Annotated in this window: 16 protein-coding genes and 2 tRNA genes; 8 read left to right on the top strand and 10 right to left on the bottom strand. The window is 60.3% G+C overall.

Going from position 1 to position 17498, the window contains the following annotated elements:
- Positions 1-61: 61 nt before the first annotated feature.
- Positions 62-1462, bottom strand: coding sequence for a Na+/H+ antiporter NhaC (gene nhaC, locus BN1133_RS18340; RefSeq protein WP_050667890.1), 1401 nt, complete (start codon positions 1460-1462; stop codon positions 62-64).
- Positions 1463-1714: 252 nt separating this feature from the next.
- On the opposite strand from nhaC, the gene BN1133_RS18335 reads away from it, so the two are divergent.
- Positions 1715-1954 (top strand): hypothetical protein, encoded by a 240-nt coding sequence (locus BN1133_RS18335; RefSeq protein ID WP_231686298.1) that lies wholly within the window; start codon positions 1715-1717, stop codon positions 1952-1954.
- A 1-nt stretch (position 1955) separates the two neighbouring features.
- Here BN1133_RS18335 and BN1133_RS18330 read toward each other — a convergent pair whose 3' ends face one another.
- From BN1133_RS18330 to rsmC, 6 genes are all read right to left on the bottom strand, one after another.
- On the bottom strand, positions 1956-2222 hold the full coding sequence (locus BN1133_RS18330; protein ID WP_050667889.1) for a late competence development ComFB family protein: 267 nt from the start codon (positions 2220-2222) through the stop codon (positions 1956-1958).
- 89 nt (positions 2223-2311) lie between these two features.
- A tRNA-Leu gene (locus tag BN1133_RS18325) sits at positions 2312-2397 on the bottom strand.
- A 51-nt stretch (positions 2398-2448) separates the two neighbouring features.
- A tRNA-Leu gene (locus tag BN1133_RS18320) sits at positions 2449-2534 on the bottom strand.
- Positions 2535-2650: 116 nt separating this feature from the next.
- Positions 2651-4114 carry a glycogen synthase GlgA gene (gene glgA / locus BN1133_RS18315; RefSeq protein ID WP_050667888.1) on the bottom strand — a complete coding sequence of 488 codons (1464 nt, stop codon included), beginning with the start codon at positions 4112-4114 and terminating at the stop codon, positions 2651-2653.
- Positions 4104-5321: a glucose-1-phosphate adenylyltransferase gene (glgC, locus tag BN1133_RS18310; RefSeq protein ID WP_050667887.1), complete on the bottom strand. Its 1218-nt coding sequence runs from the start codon at positions 5319-5321 to the stop codon at positions 4104-4106. The genes glgA and glgC overlap by 11 nt, the downstream gene beginning before the upstream one ends.
- A 133-nt stretch (positions 5322-5454) precedes the next feature.
- Positions 5455-6483, bottom strand: coding sequence for a 16S rRNA (guanine(1207)-N(2))-methyltransferase RsmC (gene rsmC, locus BN1133_RS18305; RefSeq protein WP_050667886.1), 1029 nt, complete (start codon positions 6481-6483; stop codon positions 5455-5457).
- 280 nt (positions 6484-6763) lie between these two features.
- Between rsmC and dapA the strand changes: the two genes are divergently transcribed.
- The 3 genes from dapA (at position 6764) to BN1133_RS18290 (ending at position 10479) form a co-directional block, all read left to right on the top strand.
- A complete protein-coding gene (gene dapA, locus BN1133_RS18300) occupies positions 6764-7642 on the top strand; it encodes a 4-hydroxy-tetrahydrodipicolinate synthase (RefSeq protein WP_050667885.1) in 879 nt (292 codons plus the stop codon).
- Positions 7643-7733: 91 nt separating this feature from the next.
- Positions 7734-9362, top strand: coding sequence for a GGDEF domain-containing protein (locus tag BN1133_RS18295; protein WP_050667884.1), 1629 nt, complete (start codon positions 7734-7736; stop codon positions 9360-9362).
- Positions 9363-9369: 7 nt separating this feature from the next.
- Positions 9370-10479, top strand: a complete 1110-nt coding sequence (locus BN1133_RS18290) for an EAL and HDOD domain-containing protein (RefSeq protein ID WP_050667883.1) — start codon at positions 9370-9372, stop codon at positions 10477-10479.
- Positions 10480-10565: 86 nt separating this feature from the next.
- Here BN1133_RS18290 and hfq read toward each other — a convergent pair whose 3' ends face one another.
- The gene (hfq, locus tag BN1133_RS18285; protein WP_050667882.1) at positions 10566-10910 is read right to left on the bottom strand and encodes an RNA chaperone Hfq; all 345 of its coding nucleotides are present in this window, start codon (positions 10908-10910) and stop codon (positions 10566-10568) included.
- Between the two features lie 184 nt (positions 10911-11094).
- On the opposite strand from hfq, the gene BN1133_RS18280 reads away from it, so the two are divergent.
- From BN1133_RS18280 to BN1133_RS18270, 3 genes are read left to right on the top strand one after another with little or no spacing between them, the layout of a single operon-like run.
- The gene (locus BN1133_RS18280; RefSeq protein WP_050667881.1) at positions 11095-12363 is read left to right on the top strand and encodes a paraquat-inducible protein A; all 1269 of its coding nucleotides are present in this window, start codon (positions 11095-11097) and stop codon (positions 12361-12363) included.
- A complete protein-coding gene (gene pqiB / locus BN1133_RS18275; RefSeq protein ID WP_050667880.1) occupies positions 12356-14005 on the top strand; it encodes an intermembrane transport protein PqiB in 1650 nt (549 codons plus the stop codon). The genes BN1133_RS18280 and pqiB overlap by 8 nt, the downstream gene beginning before the upstream one ends.
- Positions 14002-14559: a PqiC family protein gene (locus tag BN1133_RS18270; RefSeq protein WP_050667879.1), complete on the top strand. Its 558-nt coding sequence runs from the start codon at positions 14002-14004 to the stop codon at positions 14557-14559. The genes pqiB and BN1133_RS18270 overlap by 4 nt, the downstream gene beginning before the upstream one ends.
- A 45-nt stretch (positions 14560-14604) precedes the next feature.
- On the opposite strand, the gene ompA is transcribed toward BN1133_RS18270, so the two are convergent.
- Both ompA and BN1133_RS18260 read right to left on the bottom strand, forming a co-directional pair.
- Positions 14605-15651, bottom strand: a complete 1047-nt coding sequence (gene ompA, locus BN1133_RS18265) for a porin OmpA (protein WP_050667878.1) — start codon at positions 15649-15651, stop codon at positions 14605-14607.
- A gap of 195 nt (positions 15652-15846) precedes the next feature.
- Positions 15847-16848, bottom strand: a complete 1002-nt coding sequence (locus BN1133_RS18260) for an SGNH/GDSL hydrolase family protein (RefSeq protein WP_050667877.1) — start codon at positions 16846-16848, stop codon at positions 15847-15849.
- 217 nt (positions 16849-17065) lie between these two features.
- On the opposite strand from BN1133_RS18260, the gene BN1133_RS18255 reads away from it, so the two are divergent.
- Positions 17066-17446, top strand: a complete 381-nt coding sequence (locus BN1133_RS18255; RefSeq protein ID WP_050667876.1) for a YgiW/YdeI family stress tolerance OB fold protein — start codon at positions 17066-17068, stop codon at positions 17444-17446.
- The last annotated feature ends 52 nt before the right edge of the window (positions 17447-17498 follow it).

Below are 17498 nucleotides of genomic sequence, written 5' to 3'. Positions count from 1 at the left end.
TAAAAACAATGCCAGTCAGTTTTAACTGACTGGCATTAGGCGCCCGAGGGCGCCTTTTTGTTTAGCGGGAGCTGGCGGCCTCGATGACCGGCGCCCGGTTCACCGCCTTGCCGAGGTAGGCGAGGGTGATGGTGACTATGATGCAGGTGAAGCTCAACCACATGTAGGGCAGGTAGTCGAGGGTGGCGACCCCGAGCACCCCGGCCATGAAGATGCCGTTGTCGCTCCAGGGCACCATGCCGCAGGTCAGGGTGCCGCCAAACTCGGCGTTGCGGGAGAGGTTCTTGCGCTGCAGGCCGAGGCGGTCGTAGTTCTTGGCCATGATCTTGGGGGTCAGGATCAGTGACACATACATGGCAGAGCCGAAGATGTTGGCCAGGAAGGCGGTGCCTATGGTGTGGCTGGTCAGGCTGCCGACGCTGTTGATGCGCTTCTCGAAGGCGTTGGCGATCACCTCCAGTACCCCCACCTTCTCGAGCAGACCACCAAAGCCCAGACCGAAGATGATCACCGCCACCGAGCCGAGCATGGACTCCATGCCGCCGCGCCCGAGGATGTTGTCGATAAAAGGCACGCCGGAGGTGATGCTGAAGGGGCTGTAGGCAGAGTGGAGGGCGCGAACCGGATCCATATCCTGGAACGCGATGGCCCAGACCAGGCCGAGCAGGGCGCCGAAGCTGATCACCGGGAAGGCGGGCTTGCGGTTAGCCAGCAGACCCAGCACCACTATGATGGGAACCACCGCCAGCGGCGTGATGTTGAACTGCTGGTCCAGGGCCTGCATCACCAGGTCGACCTGCTCCAGGCTGACGTTGCCGGCGTACTGCATACCGACGACGGTAAACAGGGCTGCGGTGATGACATAGGAGAAGAGGCTGATGGGCAGCATCCCCTTGATGTGCTCGACCACGTCCACATTGGACATGGAGGAGGCCAGCACCACCGAGTCGGAGAGGGGAGAGAGCTTGTCGCCGAAGTAGACACCGGAGAGCACGGCACCCGCGACCAGGGGGGCAGGTACCCCCAGGCTGTGGCCTATACCCATCATGGCGATACCGGCGGTAGCGGCAGAGCCCCAGGAGGTGCCGGTGGCCAGAGACGTCAGCGAGCAGATGATCAGGGTCGCCAGCAGGAAGATGGAGGGGTGAATCACCTTGAGGCCGTAGTAGATGATGCTGGGGACTATGCCGCCGGCGATCCAGGTGCCGACCAGAGCACCGACCGAGACCAGGATCAGGATGGCCCCCATCCCCTTGGCTACCCCGTCGATGGCCGCTTGCTCGAGAGATTTGTAGTCGTGTCCCAGTTTAATGCCGAGCCCCATGATGACGAACCAGGCGATAAACAGGGCCAGTTGGATCGGCAGATCGAGGAGGCTGGTGAAGGAAAATGCCAGGGCCAGGAAGATGGCCAGACAGGCCACCACCTGGTGCATTTTCGGTAATTGGATTTGGTTTTGCATAGATACTTCCTAACTCTTGCTCGCCAGGATCGGTCCCTGCTCGTTCCTGACGGGCAGCACGCCCCGAGGGGCCGATCGTAAAATGAGGGCGCAATCTAGCATAAAAGTTCGTTGATAAAGGCAAAAAATCGTTGAGATGAGACCGGATTCTCCCTCTGTCCGCACTTTTTTTGATCCAGCGCCGGTTCACCACTGATCACCCTTTTATCAACGAGAGGCGGGGGCTTGCATCAGGACAAGAAATGATCTCAAATGATAACCATTACCATTTATCTGTCTGGCTTTCCCATGAGACTCTTCTTCACCCTCTCCCTGTTGCTCGGTCTGGCGGCACAACTGCTGGCAGGGCGCCATCACCCCTACTGGTTTGCCAGTGCCGGATTCCTGCTGGCGGCCCTGATCATGACAGAGCCCAGACTCAGGTCCGGGCTCATTTTGCTTCCCATCGGCGGGATGGCAGGGGTGGTGACGTTACTGCTGATGCATCCCTGATTCAGGATGGGTTGGAGTGGAGCACCTTCTCATGGGCAATCGCCAGTGCATCCTGGACCTTGCTGGTCATCTCCCTGCGCTGCTCATCGGTGAGGAAGTAGATCATGTCGACATCGTGACGAATGTAGTGGGCCGGTAAATGGTTGAGGGTGAGGCAGCAGAGATCGGCCAGTTGATCCAGCGTCAGGCGTGAATCCAGCCCCTGTTCGCGGATGGCGTTGAGTACCAGGTGTTCGTAGAAGTTGTGGATGTCATTATCCAGTCTCATGGCGGGCTCCCGGGATAAGAAAGACTCGACCACAAGCATAGCCAAAACAAAACGCCCGCAACCTGAGGTTACGGGCGTTTCAGAAATCGTGGTGCGAAGAGAGGGACTTGAACCCTCACGTCCGGGGGACACTAACACCTGAAGCTAGCGCGTCTACCAATTCCGCCACCTTCGCACATTGTGTTTCCAGTTGAGATTTACATGCCTCGGCCAGGCATGGCAGTCATGGTGCGAAGAGAGGGACTTGAACCCTCACGTCCGGGGGACACTAACACCTGAAGCTAGCGCGTCTACCAATTCCGCCACCTTCGCATCGCTGCGGAGGGGCATTCTATAGAGTTTTCAAAGGTCGTCAACAGCAAGCGGTGACTTTCTTCGCTCCTGACCGGGTTTTTTGCGCCGATGGCTCAAATGTTGCGCGCGAGCCCTTACACCACCTTCGCCAGGGCCGCCCGGTACATGATCTCGTACTGCTTGACCGACTCAGCCCAGCAGAAGCGAGTGAGCATGGCGTTACGCTGCAGGCGTCTGAACTCTTCCGGTTCCTGCAGGAAGAAGAGCAGGCTACGGCGCAGGGTGTCGAGCAGGGCTCCGGCGTTGGGCTCCACAAAGCAGAACCCATTGGCATGCAGGGGATCCTGATTGAGGTCGATCACTGTGTCCTTGAGCCCGCCAACGGCCCGCACCAGCGGCAGGGTGCCATAGGCGAGGCTGTACATCTGGTTCAGGCCACAGGGTTCGAACAGGGAGGGCATCAGGAAGAAGTCGGCCCCCGCCTCGACCAGATGGGCGAGCCGGTTGTCGTAGGTGTTGAGAAACACCAGACGGCCGGGATGGCGTTCCGCCAGCTGGGTGAGTTGTTGCGCCAGCAGGGGATCGCCGGTTCCGACGATCACCACCTGCACCCTGTGCTGGAGGAATTTCTCCAGCGCCGGGATCAGGAGGGGGACCCCCTTTTGCTCGGTCAGCCGGCAGATCATGCCGTAGACGGCGACGGAGCTCTCCTCCAGCCCCAGCTCTTGTTGCAACTGGCGACGGCAGACGGCCTTGCCGGCAAGATCATCGACGCTGTAGGTGGCTGGCAGGTAGTGATCGGTGGCGGGATCCCAGTCCCGGTAGTCACAGCCATTGATGATGCCACACAGATCGTCGGCCCGGGCGTGAAAGACTTGAGCCATGCCATGGGCACCCAGATGAGTCAGTAGCTCCTGGGCATAGTTGGGGCTGACCGCATTGATCTTGTCGGCAAAGCAGACCCCGCAGCGTAGGAAGTTGACGGGGGCGCCAGCCGGCTGTCCCACCCGGTCGTATTGCCCGACGATCTCGGGCACCATCCAGAGCTGGCTGTGATCGAAGATGCCCTGAAAGGCCGCATTGTGAATGCTGATGACGCTGCGGGTGCCGTCGAAGAAGAGGGAGTGGGCGTAACGGGTACGCAGCAGCATGGGGAGCAGGCCGGTATGCCAGTCGTTGCAATGAACGATATGGGGGCGAAAGCCGGTCACCTCGCAGCTGTGGAGCGCGGCGGCGCAGAAGAAGGCGAAGCGGGCCCCGTTATCGTCATACGCCTGATTATTCTCGGCATAGAGCTGTTCACGCTCGAAGAAGCGCGGACAGTCGATGAGATAGAGCATCAGGCCATCCTGCTGCAGACGCAGGATGCGGAAGGGGATGGGATCGCCGCCCGGTACCATCAGCTGGGTCGTGGCGAGCAGGGTCGCCTGCTCCCTGTGCTTCATGCTCTTGTAGTAGGGCATCACCACGATGACGTCGTGGCCCTGTTCGATCAGGCTGAGGGGAAGGGCCCGTGCAACATCGGCCAGACCGCCGGTCTTGGCAAACCCCTCCACTTCCGAGGCGACAAACAGGATCTTCAGGGGATCAGTAACCAACTCTTGCTCCTTTGGGAACCACGACGATACCACCTTCGGAGACGGTGAATCGTTCTCTGTCATGGTCGAGATTTTCACCGATCACCGTACCCGGCGCAATTTCAACATTCTTGTCGATGATGGTCCGACGGATGACACACCCCTCACCGATCTTGGCATCCCCCAGCAGGACCGATTCGCTGATGTGGCTGCAGGCCCCGATATTGCAGCGAAAACCCAGAATGGTGCGCTGTATGGTGCTGCCCTGGATGAGGCAGCCGCCGGCGATCAGGGCATTGGCAATCTTCACCTTGCAGTGCTCCGTATCCACAAAGGTGGCCGGTGGCAGAGGGGGGTAGTAGGTGTGCAGGGGCCACTTGCGGTTGTAGAGGGAGAAGAGAGGCTCGTCGGCCACCAAATCCATGTGCGCCTGCCAGTACGCATCCAGGGTACCCACATCGCGCCAGTACACTCTGCCCGGCTCTCCGGGGATGAGGTTGGTGCTGTAGTCATAGACATAGACGGGGGCGCGAGGGAAGAGGTCGGGGATGATGTCCTTGCCAAAGTCGTGGCTCGACTCCTCTTTGGCGGCATCCAGCTTGAGCTCGCGGTAGAGAGTCTGGGTCTCGAAGAGATAGTTGCCCATGGAAACCAGGGCCCACTCGGGGTCTCCGGGGATCGGCTTGGGGTGCTTGGGCTTCTCTTCAAACCCGATCATCCTCCCCTCGGCATCCACTTCGATCACTCCGAAGGCACTGGCCTCCTTGAGGGGCATGCGCAGTGCCGCCACCGTCATGGCCGCCTGTTTCTGCTTGTGATAGGCCACCATCTGACTCACATCCATCTTGTAGATATGGTCGGAGCCGAAGATGGCCACGTGGTCCGGTTCGGAGAGCTCGATGAAGCGCAGGTTCTGGTAGATGGCATCGGCCGTGCCGTCATACCAGCGCTTGCCCATGCGCATCTGGGCCGGGATCGGGTCGATAAAGCGGTCCGTGATGCCGACCAGGTTCCACCCCTTCTTCATATGCAGATAGAGGGATTGGGACTTGAATTGGGTCAGCACATAGATGCGCAGGAAGTCGGCATTGACGAAGTTGTTGAGGACGAAGTCGATGAGGCGGTAGCTCCCCCCGAAGGGGACAGAGGGTTTACTGCGTGTGGTGGTGAGGGGTTGCAAGCGTGTTCCTTCCCCTCCTGCCAGTACCATAGCGAGTAGTCCGGCCATCTCTCTTCCCCCTGCTTCCTGCTGAAAAGGTTTTCATGAGTCGATTAAAAATTACCCCTTGCGGGGTAACTTGCGCGTAATTAGTACTCTATCAGATCTCTTTTCCGGCTGGCTATCGGGTGAGCACTTTTCTTCACTGGTGGCAGTGATAGATCCGGAACCGCCTGTCATCGGCCACAGTGTCGGTGTGCCGGAAACCCTGTTGCAGTATAGGCTGATAGCGCAGAAAGGCGTTGGCGACTATGGTGAGAGCCCCCCCCGGCTGCAGGTAGGAGCGAGCGTCGGCGAGGAAGGTCTCGGTTGCGGCATAGAAGGTCTTGAGCCCCGCATGGAAGGGGGGATTGGAGATGAGGTGGGCGTAACTACCCTGGATGTCAGAGTAGACATCGGAGGGGTAGACCCGGGCCGCGACGCCGTTGGCCGCCAGGGTCCGGCGGCTGGATTCCAGGGCGAGGGCATTGATATCCACCAGTTCGAGCTCGATCCCCGGGTGGCTCAATCCCATGGCGCAGCCGAGCACCCCGGCACCGCAGCCGAAATCGAGCACCCGTCCACTCAGAGGGGGCAGGTGTTGCAGCAGCAATCGCGATCCATTGTCGAGCTCGGCAGCGCTGAAGACGCCCGGCAGGGCGTGGATCTCGAGGGCGCGCCCCTCCAGCTCACAACGGTATCGTCCTACCCATTGTTCGATGTCGAAGGGGGAGACCGGTTTGCTCAGCTCGGAGTGATAGAGGGAGGCTCGGCGTGCGGAGTCCCGCTTCAGGGGCTTCTCCCCATAGGGTGCCAGCAGCTTGTCGGCCCCATTGATTCCTCCCTTGTTGTCACCGGCGATCAGCAGATCGGCGCCAGGAGTGAGAAGGGGGGCCGCCATGGCCATCAGATATTGCCCCTCCTGCTTGGCCTTGGGCAGCAGCAGCAACAGGGCGTCGTAAGAGGCGTCGTCGGGGAGGCAATGGCCGAACAGGATCCCCTCTCCCAGCAGAGGCCGATAACGACGGTAGTAGCTGTAGTCGGTGGTGAAGAGCGTCATGGTGGCAACATGAGGGCGCAGCAGGAGCGGCAAATCATCCTCCAGCAGGCCGCAAACCAGCAGTCGCTTTCCGGCGAAAAGCTCCAGGTTACGCTCCAACATTTCACTGACATTGCTCAGGCTGCTCATCACATCTCTCCGCATTGAGGGGCGCTTATTATACATGGCTTGCGGCGCTTGACATTTGGGGCGCCTTGCCAAAAGATGCGGAAAGCTACTTTTTAAGCAGGAATCGCGAATGATAATCCGCGTGTTGAAACGAAAGCCCTTGAAAGCCCTGAAAAAATTGGGGCCGGCCCAGTTGCGCGCATAAATCCCGAGTCTTGTTTCCCATAGCAACCCCGGTCGCGCCACAGGCAGGCCGGGGTTTTTGTTTACCCGAGTTTATCTTCATACCCCACAAGGAGTTTTCATGTTTCAAGGATCGATAGTTGCCCTGATCACCCCGTTTCGTGATGGCCGATTGGACGAGGAGGCGTTGCGGCGTCTGGTGGAGTGGCATGTGGAGCAGGGAACCCATGGCATAGTGCCGGTGGGCACCACGGGAGAGAGCCCCACCCTGACCCATGACGAGCATTGCCGGGTGATCGAGGTCGTGGTTGAGCAGGTGGCGGGGCGTGTCCCCGTCATCGCCGGGGCCGGCTCCAACAATCCGGTGGAGGCCATCGAGTATACCCGTCATGCGGAGCGGGCCGGGGCCGATGCAACCCTGCATGTGGCCGGTTATTACAACCGTCCCAATCAGGAGGGGCTCTATCACCACTTCAAGGCGGTGCACGACGCCACCGAGCTGCCCATCATCCTCTACAACATTCCGCCCCGTGCCATCGTCGACATCCAGCCCCAGACGCTGGCCCGGCTGGCCGAGCTGCCGCGCATCCTTGGGGTGAAGGATGCCACCGGCGATCTGGCACGCCCCTGGCTTGAGCGCCAGCTGATCAAGAAGCCCTTCAGCTGGCTCTCCGGTGAGGATGCCACCGCCGTGGCCTATAACGTGGGGGGAGGAACGGGGTGTATCTCTGTGACCGCCAACGTGGCCCCGGCTATGGTGGCCGAGGTACAGAACCTGACCCTGGCGGGTCGCTGGGAAGAGGCCCGTGCGCTGCAAGACAGGCTGATCCCCCTGCATCAGGCCATGTTTGCCGAGCCGAGTCCGGCCGGAGCCAAGTATGCGGCCTCCCTGCTCGGTTTCTGCAGCGAGGAGTGTCGTCTGCCGGTAATGCCGCTTGGGGAGGCCACCAAGGTGCGGATCCGTCAGGTCATGCAGGCGCTGGGGCTGCTTGAAAAATAATGCGGCTTGGATCGAATTTTTAGTGACCAAATCGGTTTTGGGTTTCGAAAGAGACTAAACTCCCGCTGTTCTGAGCAGGGAGCATGATGCAATGCAGGAGTGGGTACCGGAGGAGTACAGCAGCCTGGAGGAGCTTTGTACTGTGGTGTTGGGCGCCATTCGCGAGAAGACCGACGCCCATCTTGTCGGCCTGGTGCTGTTGATGCCACAGCAGCGCCAATTCTGGTTAACCCACTCCGGCACTCTGGTTGGCCAGTGCCCGGCCGGTGATCCGCCCGCCGATTTTCTGGCCTCCTCCCTGAGCTCGGGGAGTCTGCGTTGTGACGCGTTCACCCCCTTGGCAGAGGCCTGGGATGAGGCAGAGGGGCCGCTGAATCTCATCCGCTGTGCCATTCCTCTCAAGCGCACCGAACAGTTCGAATGTGTCATCTATCTCGAGACCCGCCGCCGGGTGGATCGCTTTGCCGCCAGTCAGCGTTATCCCTTGCAATTGCTTGCCCAGTACCTGGCCGCCGAGTTGGAGGCCCGCTTTCTCAGTGGCTGTATCGACGAGGAGCGCGACCAGCTGCGCCATGTGCGGCGGGATCTCGATCTCAGCCTGCAGGTGCAGGAGACCTTCCTGACGCTGCTTCGTTCCCTGCATGAGGTGAGTGTGCACCTGGCCGGGTGTGGCAGTGAGCGTGACTTGCTGCGCGAGGCCGTGTTGCAGGCGCGCAGCAAGCTGCAGATCGATCGCCTGGCCATCTTCCTCATCGATGAGGAGCGCAGGACGATGCGTGGTACTTGGGGCACCGATGAGTTCGGTAACCTAACCGACGAGTCCACCTACGTCAGCGCCATTCCAGACCACCCTGTGGTGCAGCAGGCGTTGAGCAGCAAGGACTATGTGGTTTTGCTGGACGATGTGCCTCTCTACTACGAGCGGCGGGTGGTGGGACGGGGTTGGAATGCCATGGTCTCCCTCTGGCATGACGAGCGCCCTATCGGCTGGATAGCCGCCGATAACCTGCTGCATCGCAGGCCAGCCAAGAACTACTACTGCGAGATCTTCAAACAGTTTGCCGCCAGCCTCTCCCAACTCTTGATCCGCCAGCGTACCGAGGAGGCGCTGCGCCGCCTCAACCAGGAGCTGGAGCTGAGGGTCAGCGAGCGAACCCGTGAGCTGGCCGAGGCGAATCAGGCCCTGGCCCTGGCCAATCGCCAGCTCGAGGCGATGAGCCTGGAGGATCCCCTGACCGGCATCGCCAATCGCCGTCATTGGGATCTCTTTCTCACCGGCGCCTGGGAGCGGGCGCGCCGGGATGGTTGCCAGCTGGCTGTGCTGATGCTGGATGTGGACGAGTTCAAGGCCTACAACGATACCCTGGGTCATCCCCAGGGGGATCGCTGCCTGCACATGCTGGCCCAGGTGCTTCATCAGTGTGAGCGGCGCCGGGCCAATCTGGTGGCCCGCTACGGTGGAGAGGAGTTTGCCATCCTGCTCTACGCCCCCTCCCGAGGTGAGGCTGAGCGTTTGGCCGAGCGGATTCATCAGGAGATCCAACATCTTGCAATACCACATCCGGGTTCCCGGGTTGCCGATTTTGTCACAGTGAGCATAGGCTTCAGTTATGTGACGCCCCTCAGTGGCAACGACTGGCCGAGTCTGATGAACCAGGCCGATCAGGCACTCTATGGTGCCAAACAGGCCGGGAGGGCGCGAAGCTTCTCATTCGAGTGAGGTGCCCATGCTGATCCGTCGTTTTCCTGTCTTCAACCGTCGTCTCGGGCTGGTCGCCTATGGCCTGGATTACCCCCGCCGGGAGTTGTCGGAGAGGGATTGGGAGTGGCTGGTCACTCATACCCGGTTACTGGCACAAGGGCGGCAATATCTGCTGCCCTTCTCCTATCAGGCCCTCGACGAGCAACGCCCCCTGCTGTTCGATGCCGATCTCATCCCTCTGCTACAAGCCAGTGCCGAGCGGTTACCCGCCGCCTTTCCCGTGTTGCAGGAGTGGCGCTCCCGCCGTCGGCGTTTGGCGGTGCACCATGCCCGTCTTCATGAGCGTTGGCAGGCTGTTGCTCAGTTGCACGTCTTCGAGCTCGGCGAGGAAGGGTGCAGTGAGCCGGGGGATCACAAGCGGCTGGTGATGGGGATCTGCGCCTGGCAAGATTTCATCCCTTTGCGCGATGCCGGGGTGGAGTTTTTCGCGGGGGGATTTCTGGATCGCCCCATGCTGGTTCATCGCAGGGAGGATGAGCCGGATCAGCATGTGGTGCAGGAAATCTTGCAGCTCATCTGTCTTGAAGGGTTCTCCTTCTCCCGCGTCGCCGCCCTGTTGGAGAAAGATACCTTCCTGCCCGGGCAACTGCTGGCCTATGTCAACTCATCCGGCTTCGAGCACGTCACTCCCATTACCTCGGTGGCCAGAGCCTTCTCCTACCTGGGAGAGGAGGAGCTGCGCAAGTTTGTACTGGTCTACGGGTTGGCCCGTCAGAGCCGGCATCTGCCCGAGGTATGCAGTCGTATGGCGATTTCCAAGGGACGCTTCTGTGAGCTGTTGGCCGAGCGCCATCTGCAGGGGGAGGGGAAGAGCTGGGCCTTTCTGGTCGGCATCGCCATGGAGCGGGAGCTGCTGCCCTCGCGTCTCTACGGACAATTGCCCGAAGGCGTGCGGCAGGCGATGGAAGAGCGCAAGGGGCCGCTGTTTGAGCTTTATCGGGTGGTGGATGCCTATGAGCATGGTCACTGGGAGGCGTTGAAGACCCTCTGCCATCCTCTGGGGACAGAGCCCGGCGCTCTGGTGACGCCCTATCTGCAATCCTTGTTGTGGAGTCACTCATTCCCCCTCACCTGACATGGGGTGACGCAGGAAGATGTGGTCAGGGAGTGAGGGCAATACCCCGTTACCGGCGGGAACTGCGGTAACGGGGAGAGGAGGCGTTACTGATCGTTGCTCTCGTCACCACGGGCGCTGCCGTAGGGGCGGGGAGACATGGTCACACGCGGCTTGCGGGCACGCTGAATGCTGACCTGGGGGCGGCCGGAGTGCATGGCAATGGTGGAGATCTTGGCCTTGTAGACCAGCTGTTGGTTACCGTGGGCGTCGGTCAGCAGTACGCTGTACTGGTCAAAACCGCTGATGATACCTTCCAGCTCGATGCCGCTGACCAGAAAGATGGCGACGGGGGTGCGGTTCTTGCGCAGCCAGTTGAGGGCTGAGTCCTGACCATTACCCAGGGAGAATGCCTGCTCAATGGTGGAGTAGCTGGGGGATTCGGTTGTCATAAGTTATTGTCCCGCGGAAAAATTGGAAGTGGCGCTTGATTGTGCTAAATGGTCTGGGCCTTGTCAAAGCCAATCTGGTGGCCTTGCCGCCGCGCCACCCCTGTGGTTCAGGCTTCACTCTGGTTTGATGAGTCCATCGCTGCGATAATCGTGGCTGTTATTTTGTCGCCAGTTAGGGAAGCGCTTGTCTCTTCATTCGGATGTCCCCGCCTTTCGTCATGACGCCTGCGCCTGTGAGGAGTGTGACCAGTTGATCCCGGCGGCCGAGTTACGGCCGGGTGAGGCCTCACACTGTCCCCGCTGCGGCCACACCATGGTACGTTGTCACAGCCATCCCCGTCTGCGGCCCCTGGCCTATGGTCTGGCAACCCTGATCATGTTTCTGCTGGCCAACAGCTTCACCTTTATGTCCTTCTCCAGCCATGGGTTGGGGCGGGAGATGACCTTTTTGCAGACCATCACGGCCCTGGTCGATGCGGGATATCTCTTCCTGGCCGTGGTGTTGAGCCTGACTCTGATCGGCTTCCCGCTGGTCTATATCGGCTCACTCATGCTGGTGGTCTGGCGTCTGGACAAGAACCTGCATCCGGGAGCGGTGCGCTCTCTGGGGCGAGCCCTGTGCCGGATCCGCCCCTGGTTGATGGTCGATGTGTTCCTTATCGGGGTGCTCATCTCCCTGGTCAAGCTGATGGGCATGGCGGATATCGCCATGGGAGGGGGCTTCTGGGCCTTCGTCGGTTACACCCTGATGCTGATCAAGACCATCTCGACCCTGGATATTCACTGGCTGTGGCACCATCTCTTTGGCCCCGTCGAGGTGACGCTCGCCGAGGATGAGGAGCGCACGGCCCGTGAGGCCAACCTGATTGGCTGCCATGTCTGTGGCGCCCTCGGCAGCGGTGAGCAGGCCCACTGTGCTCGCTGCGGCAGTCGCCTGCACAGCCGCAAGCCGGCCAGTCTGCAGCGTACCCTGGCGCTGCTGATGACGGCCACCATCCTCTATATACCGGCCAACCTCTATCCCATTATGGATACCGTCTTCCTGGGGGATACCAGCCCCTCCACCATATTGGGCGGTGTGGTGCTGCTCTGGGGGCTCGGCTCCTATCCCATCGCGGCCGTCATCTTTCTGGCCAGCGTGGTGGTCCCCCTGGCCAAGTTGATCGCCCTCTACTGGTTATGTTGGCAGACACATTCGGGACGAATCAGGGATCCTCTGGCTCGTCTGAGGCTCTATCGCATGACCGAGTTTGTGGGGCGATGGTCGATGATCGATGTCTTCGTGGTGGCCATCCTCGCCGGGCTGATCCGCCTCGATAATCTGATGACTATCTACCCCGGCCCCGCGGCCATTTCATTTGCCGGTGTCGTGATCATCACCATGATCGCCGCCATGAGTTTCGATCCCCGTCTCATCTGGGATCTTCAAGAAGGAGAACGCGACCTTGAGTGAGCGCAAGAAACGCTGGAAGGCGGGTTCGGATTTTCTGAGCTCCGCCGCCGCCATCTGGATGGTGCCTCTGGCAGCCCTGCTGATGGGGGGCTGGATGCTGTTCCAGCACTGGTATGAGCAGGGACCCCTGGTGACCCTGACGGTGGCCCGTGCCGAGGGCATAGTGGCGGGCAAGACCCCGATCCGTGCCCGTGATGTGGACATCGGGCGGATCGAGAGCGTCGAGCTGAGCGAGGACTTCTCCCACGCCATCTTGCAGGCTCGCATTAACAAGCCGGCGGCCGACATGCTGCGGGGAGACAGCCTGTTCTGGCTCGTCAAACCCAGGGTCGGTCGCGAAGGTGTGTCCGGACTCTCCACCCTGCTCTCGGGTTCCTATATCGAGCTCTCACCGGGCAAGAGTGGCAAGGCCAAGCGGCGTTATCAGGTGCAGGACACGCCACCTCTCGCCTCCAACGATCAGAAGGGGTTGCACCTCACGCTGACCAGCAGCGACACCCGTGCCCTGGGGATCGGCTCTCCGGTCCAGTTCCAGGGGTTTGCCATCGGCCAGGTCGAGCAGATGAACTTCATTCCCGAGAAGGCGAGAATGGAGTACAAGATCTTCATTAGGGCGCCCTATGACTCACTTGTGAACAGCAACAGCCGCTTCTGGATGACCCCGGGCTTCGAGGTCTCGGTCAGCAGCGAGGGGATGAAGGTGAAGATGGATTCTCTGGAGACCTTGCTCGACGGGGGGATCACCATGGGCTTGCCCGACGGCTGGAGTGCGGGAGAGCCGGTCAAGGACCACAGCGACTTCACGCTCTTCAAGGATCAGGCCAGCGTACTGGAGGGGAATCTCAGTCAGTTCATCAACTATGTCTTCCTGTTCCAGGACAGCCTGGCAGGGCTTCATCCCGGGGCGGCGGTCCAGTATCGCGGGATCCGGGTCGGGACCGTGGTCTCTGTGCCCTATATCGTCGATGACAAGATCTACAACACCTTTAACAAGCACACCATTCCCGTGCTGGCCCGTATCGAGGTGCAGCGTCTGAGCCACCGCTATGCCGACTCGGACCACGACCAGTGGCGCAAACTCTTCGAGCAGCAATTCCGCCAGGGGCTGCGCGCCTCGGTCAAGACCTCGAGCCTGCTCACCGGCGGCAAGATCATCGATCTCAACTTCTACAACGAGACGGCCCCCTACAAGGCGATGATGATCAAGAAGATGCCAGTCTTCCCGACCGTGACCGCCGGGTTTGACCAAATTGAGCGCAAGGTGAACAAGATTCTCGACAAGTTTGCCGATATGGATGTGGAGCACACTCTGGTCCAGGTGAACCAGACTCTGGCCACCCTGGACAAGACGCTGCAGAGCGTGCGCTCCGTCAGCAACAACCTGGATAAGTTGACCGGCCAGCAGGCTACCCGCGAACTGCCCGACTCCCTCAACCAGAGTCTGCGCCAGTTGCAGCAGACCCTGCAGAGCTATGACGGCGAATCCCGAACCAACCGGGAGTTGCAAAAGTCTATCTCGGCCCTCAACCAGATGCTGCGTGAGTTGCAACCCCTGGTGCGCTCCCTCAACGAACAACCCAATGCGCTCATCTTCGATCGCAACAGCAACCCGGATCCCCAGCCGAAACGAGGTGAACGATGACCCGCCGTATGACCATACTGCTCCTGGCCCTCGGACTGGGGGCCTGCTCGGCCAATGTGCCCACGGTGCACTACTACTCGCTCGGTCTGCCCCAGGGCAAGGTGCTCTCGACGGCGCCCCGGCATGAACTGAGGCTTGCTCCCCTCGCCATCTCGGAGCAGGTGGACTCGGTGAGCCTGGTCTATGAGCTGGAAGGACACGAACTCACCTTCACCGAGCGCCATCGTTGGGCCGGAACGCTGGATGATCAGCTCGAGCAGCTGACCCTCAGTGGCCTCTCCAGCCGTCTACCCGGTTGGGCGCTGCGCGAGAGCGGTGGCAGTGGCAATCGCCTGGCCATTCGCCTGCAACAGTTTGCCGGTCGCCACGACGGGATGGCAGTGCTGAGCGGTCGTTGGAGTCTGGAGGCCGCAGATGGCCGGGTATTGCTGGATCGTCCCTTCAGCCAGGTGCGGCCACTCCCTGCCGATGGCTACAATGCCCTGGTCGGCGAGCTCGCCAAGGGGTGGAACCAGCTGCTCGACGAGATTGCCAGCGAGGTGGTGCGCTACTGACGAAAAAGCCGGGCAATTGCCCGGCTTCTTGTTGTTGGGGGACGATCACTGCTGGGTGTCGGCAACCCCTTGTACCATGACCTCGACGCGGCGATCCGGTGCCAGGCAGACGATCAGCTCACGCTTGCTCTTGCTGGTGCAGCTGTCGCCGGTGACCGGAGAGGCCTTGCCACGACCCTCGGCGCTCACCTTGTCGGCCGGGATCCCCTTGCTCACCAGATAGCTGGCAACGGTCTGGGCACGCTTCTCGGAGAGGGCCTTGTTGTAGCCATCGGAGCCGATGCGGTCGGTATAACCAATGACCGCAGCCGTGCCATCCTTGGGACGCTCGGCCTTGATCTGCTCATAGAGGCTGTCCAGTGCGCTATAGCCCTCGGGCTTGAGGGTGTGCTTGTTGAAGTCAAACAGTACGTCGGCATTGAGGGTAAACTGCTTCTCGACCATCTGGGGCTCCGGAGCCGGAGTCGGGACCGGGGTCGGTGCAACCGGGGCCGCCTGGCCGAAGCGATAGACCATGGCCAGGGAGAGCAGGCCGTTATCCATACCGACGCCGGTGTCGCGGACATCATCGTTGCCGATGGGAGTGGTGTACTGGTATTCGAAGCGAGCGGCCCAGTCGCGATTGATGGCGTATTCAACGCCCAGAGCACCGAGGAAGGCGCCACCATCATCGTTGTGGAATTGCTTGCTGTCGGCAAACACATAGGCGCCACCCAGACGGGCATAGATGTCCCAGGCGTCGCTGACCGGAATGCCGAGTTTCATGGAGAGCTGGGCCAGTTGGGCGCTCACCTCGTCGGTATCGGTGATGCCACCCAGGCTGGCGGTGTACTTGTACTTGCCGAGCCAGTCATAGCCCAGCTCGAAACCGACATTCTTGTTGAGTTGATAGCCGACCAGTGCACCGAGACCCACATCATCTTTACTCTCATCGGTGATGGTCGCACCGGTGAATGCCGAGTCGCGGTCGACTCCATAGAAGTTGGACCAACCGAGCTTGCCGCCCGCATACCAGGTGTTGTCCTGTCCTGCTGCCTGTACCGTGGCGGTGAGGGAGCCGGCGATCAGGATGGCCACTACGCTCTTTTTCATGGGTTGCCTCTGCTTTAGCTTTGATTGTGACGGGGCCCTCGTACGAGGCCTCGGTTCACGACAGCGATAAACATGAACCCATCAATATTAACGCCCGGATACAAAAAAACAACGAAAGGTGTCGAAGGGAGCTTTGTTCTGGCGGTTTATGTGACGCAGAGGGAAAAGGGCCGGACAGTGCCGGCCCTCGTCGGGTTAGTGAGCCAGATACTCGTAGTTGCGCTCGATAAAGTCGCCGGCCCGCTCGGCCAGGGCTGAGTGCACCAGGGTGGTGGGGTGTACCTGATCCCAGAACATCTTGCCACCACATTCGCGAGAGGCTGTACGGCTGCCCGGAGAGGCGACGGCTTGAGCCAACAAGGGGTTACCTGCGATAGCCAGTCTCTGTGCCGTCGTGATGGTGCTGGGGGCACTCGTATTACCGGAGAAGGGCTTCCACAGATAGCCGCCGTCGTAGCAGGGATTCTGGGTATCGGTCAGGCCAAACTGCTCGGGGTTTTGCAGCATCTCGTCAAACTGCTTGTCGATCTCGAACAGCTGAACAGCCCCGGTGGGGGCGAGCTGGCGGGTCAGGTTGAGCAGCAACTGGTTATGGTAGCGAGAGACATGGCGCACCTTGTCGACCACCTTCTGGCTGCGCGCCGAGGGGGCGGAGCCGAGATCCGGCAGGTTGAAGAAGATCACCTGCTTGGCCCCCTGCATCACTACCCGGTTCGCCGCATCCTGAATGCTGTCGCGTACCCGGCGAGCGTCCTCCTCCTTGTTCCAGCCGTAGGCCAGATAGTCGTTGGCGCCGACCCAGAAGATCACCAGGTCATCGGGGTTGAAGCGATCCTTCTTGAGGAACTGGGTGACCTCATAGTCCAGGTTATTGATCACCTGATACTTGGGATCCCAGGCCCAGATATTGAGCCAGCCCAGTTTGTTGTAAGCCACCGCAGTGGCGCCCCCTTCGGCTTCGTTGACGACCTTGAGTCCGGGGAAGCGCTCCTGAAGCCGCTCCAGCCAGACCGGACCGTTACTGAAGCGTCCCTGATAATAGGGGGGGCTCGAGGGGAGGTAACCGTGCATCTTGGCGTACATCTTTCCGGTGTCGGAGAGGCTGTCGCCGAACATAACGATACGTGTAAATTGGGGGCCTGCCGCATGGGCAGACACCGCCACAAGCCCGAACAGGCCTATCAGCATTTTTTTCATTATTGTTGTCTCTAAGTATGGGGTCAGGGTTCTTTCTGACCCTGCTTCGTTTATGGTGCCGATCAATACGGGAAGTGATTGATCGGTTTCATCCTAAACAAGATTCTTGGGGGAGGTGAGTGGTCCGATGAGAAAAAGCGATTCCCCTCGCATTTTTTCACGAGGGTTTCACGGCGGCCCCTCGAGAATGGCCTCATTACCAATGAGGAGTCGAACGATGAACAAGATGATGCCCGCCGCCCTGATCCTGATGCTCTCCCTGAGTGGTGCCGCCCAGGCCGCGTTTACCGGTGAACAGCACCAGAATGCGGTGAGCGCCGCCCAGGTCAAAAAGGCAGCCGATGACAGCTGGGTGACCCTGGAGGGCAAGTTGGTCAAGCATCTGGGGGGGGAAAACTACCTGCTGCGCGATGCCAGCGGTGAGGTGGAGGTCGAAATCGACGGGGATGTCTGGCGTGGCCAGGAGGTGGGACCTAACGATACCATTCGCCTCTATGGCGAGGTGGATCACAGCTGGAACCGGGTTGAAGTAGAGGCGCAGCGCCTCGAGAAAGTCGGCGCCGCCCCGGTCAGCAAGGGGGGCTTTGTCTCCCAATAAGCCCTTGAATATAAAAAGACGCCGGCATATTGCCGTAATGCCAGTCAGTTAA

This window comes from Aeromonas schubertii, from assembly GCF_000820105.1.
GTDB lineage: Bacteria > Pseudomonadota > Gammaproteobacteria > Enterobacterales > Aeromonadaceae > Aeromonas > Aeromonas schubertii.
The sequence above is the reverse complement of the archived record's forward strand: the minus strand, read 5'-3'. Positions and strand labels throughout refer to the sequence as shown.

Coding starts and splice junctions, on each gene's coding strand:
- nhaC (WP_050667890.1), bottom strand. CDS start 1,462: ATGCAAAACCAAATCCAATTACCGAAAATGCACCAGGTGGTGGCCTGT.
- BN1133_RS18335 (WP_231686298.1), top strand. CDS start 1,715: ATGATAACCATTACCATTTATCTGTCTGGCTTTCCCATGAGACTCTTC.
- BN1133_RS18330 (WP_050667889.1), bottom strand. CDS start 2,222: ATGAGACTGGATAATGACATCCACAACTTCTACGAACACCTGGTACTC.
- glgC (WP_050667887.1), bottom strand. CDS start 5,321: ATGGCCGGACTACTCGCTATGGTACTGGCAGGAGGGGAAGGAACACGC.
- dapA (WP_050667885.1), top strand. CDS start 6,764: ATGTTTCAAGGATCGATAGTTGCCCTGATCACCCCGTTTCGTGATGGC.
- BN1133_RS18295 (WP_050667884.1), top strand. CDS start 7,734: ATGCAGGAGTGGGTACCGGAGGAGTACAGCAGCCTGGAGGAGCTTTGT.
- BN1133_RS18290 (WP_050667883.1), top strand. CDS start 9,370: ATGCTGATCCGTCGTTTTCCTGTCTTCAACCGTCGTCTCGGGCTGGTC.
- hfq (WP_050667882.1), bottom strand. CDS start 10,910: ATGACAACCGAATCCCCCAGCTACTCCACCATTGAGCAGGCATTCTCC.
- BN1133_RS18270 (WP_050667879.1), top strand. CDS start 14,002: ATGACCCGCCGTATGACCATACTGCTCCTGGCCCTCGGACTGGGGGCC.
- ompA (WP_050667878.1), bottom strand. CDS start 15,651: ATGAAAAAGAGCGTAGTGGCCATCCTGATCGCCGGCTCCCTCACCGCC.
- BN1133_RS18260 (WP_050667877.1), bottom strand. CDS start 16,848: ATGAAAAAAATGCTGATAGGCCTGTTCGGGCTTGTGGCGGTGTCTGCC.
- BN1133_RS18255 (WP_050667876.1), top strand. CDS start 17,066: ATGAACAAGATGATGCCCGCCGCCCTGATCCTGATGCTCTCCCTGAGT.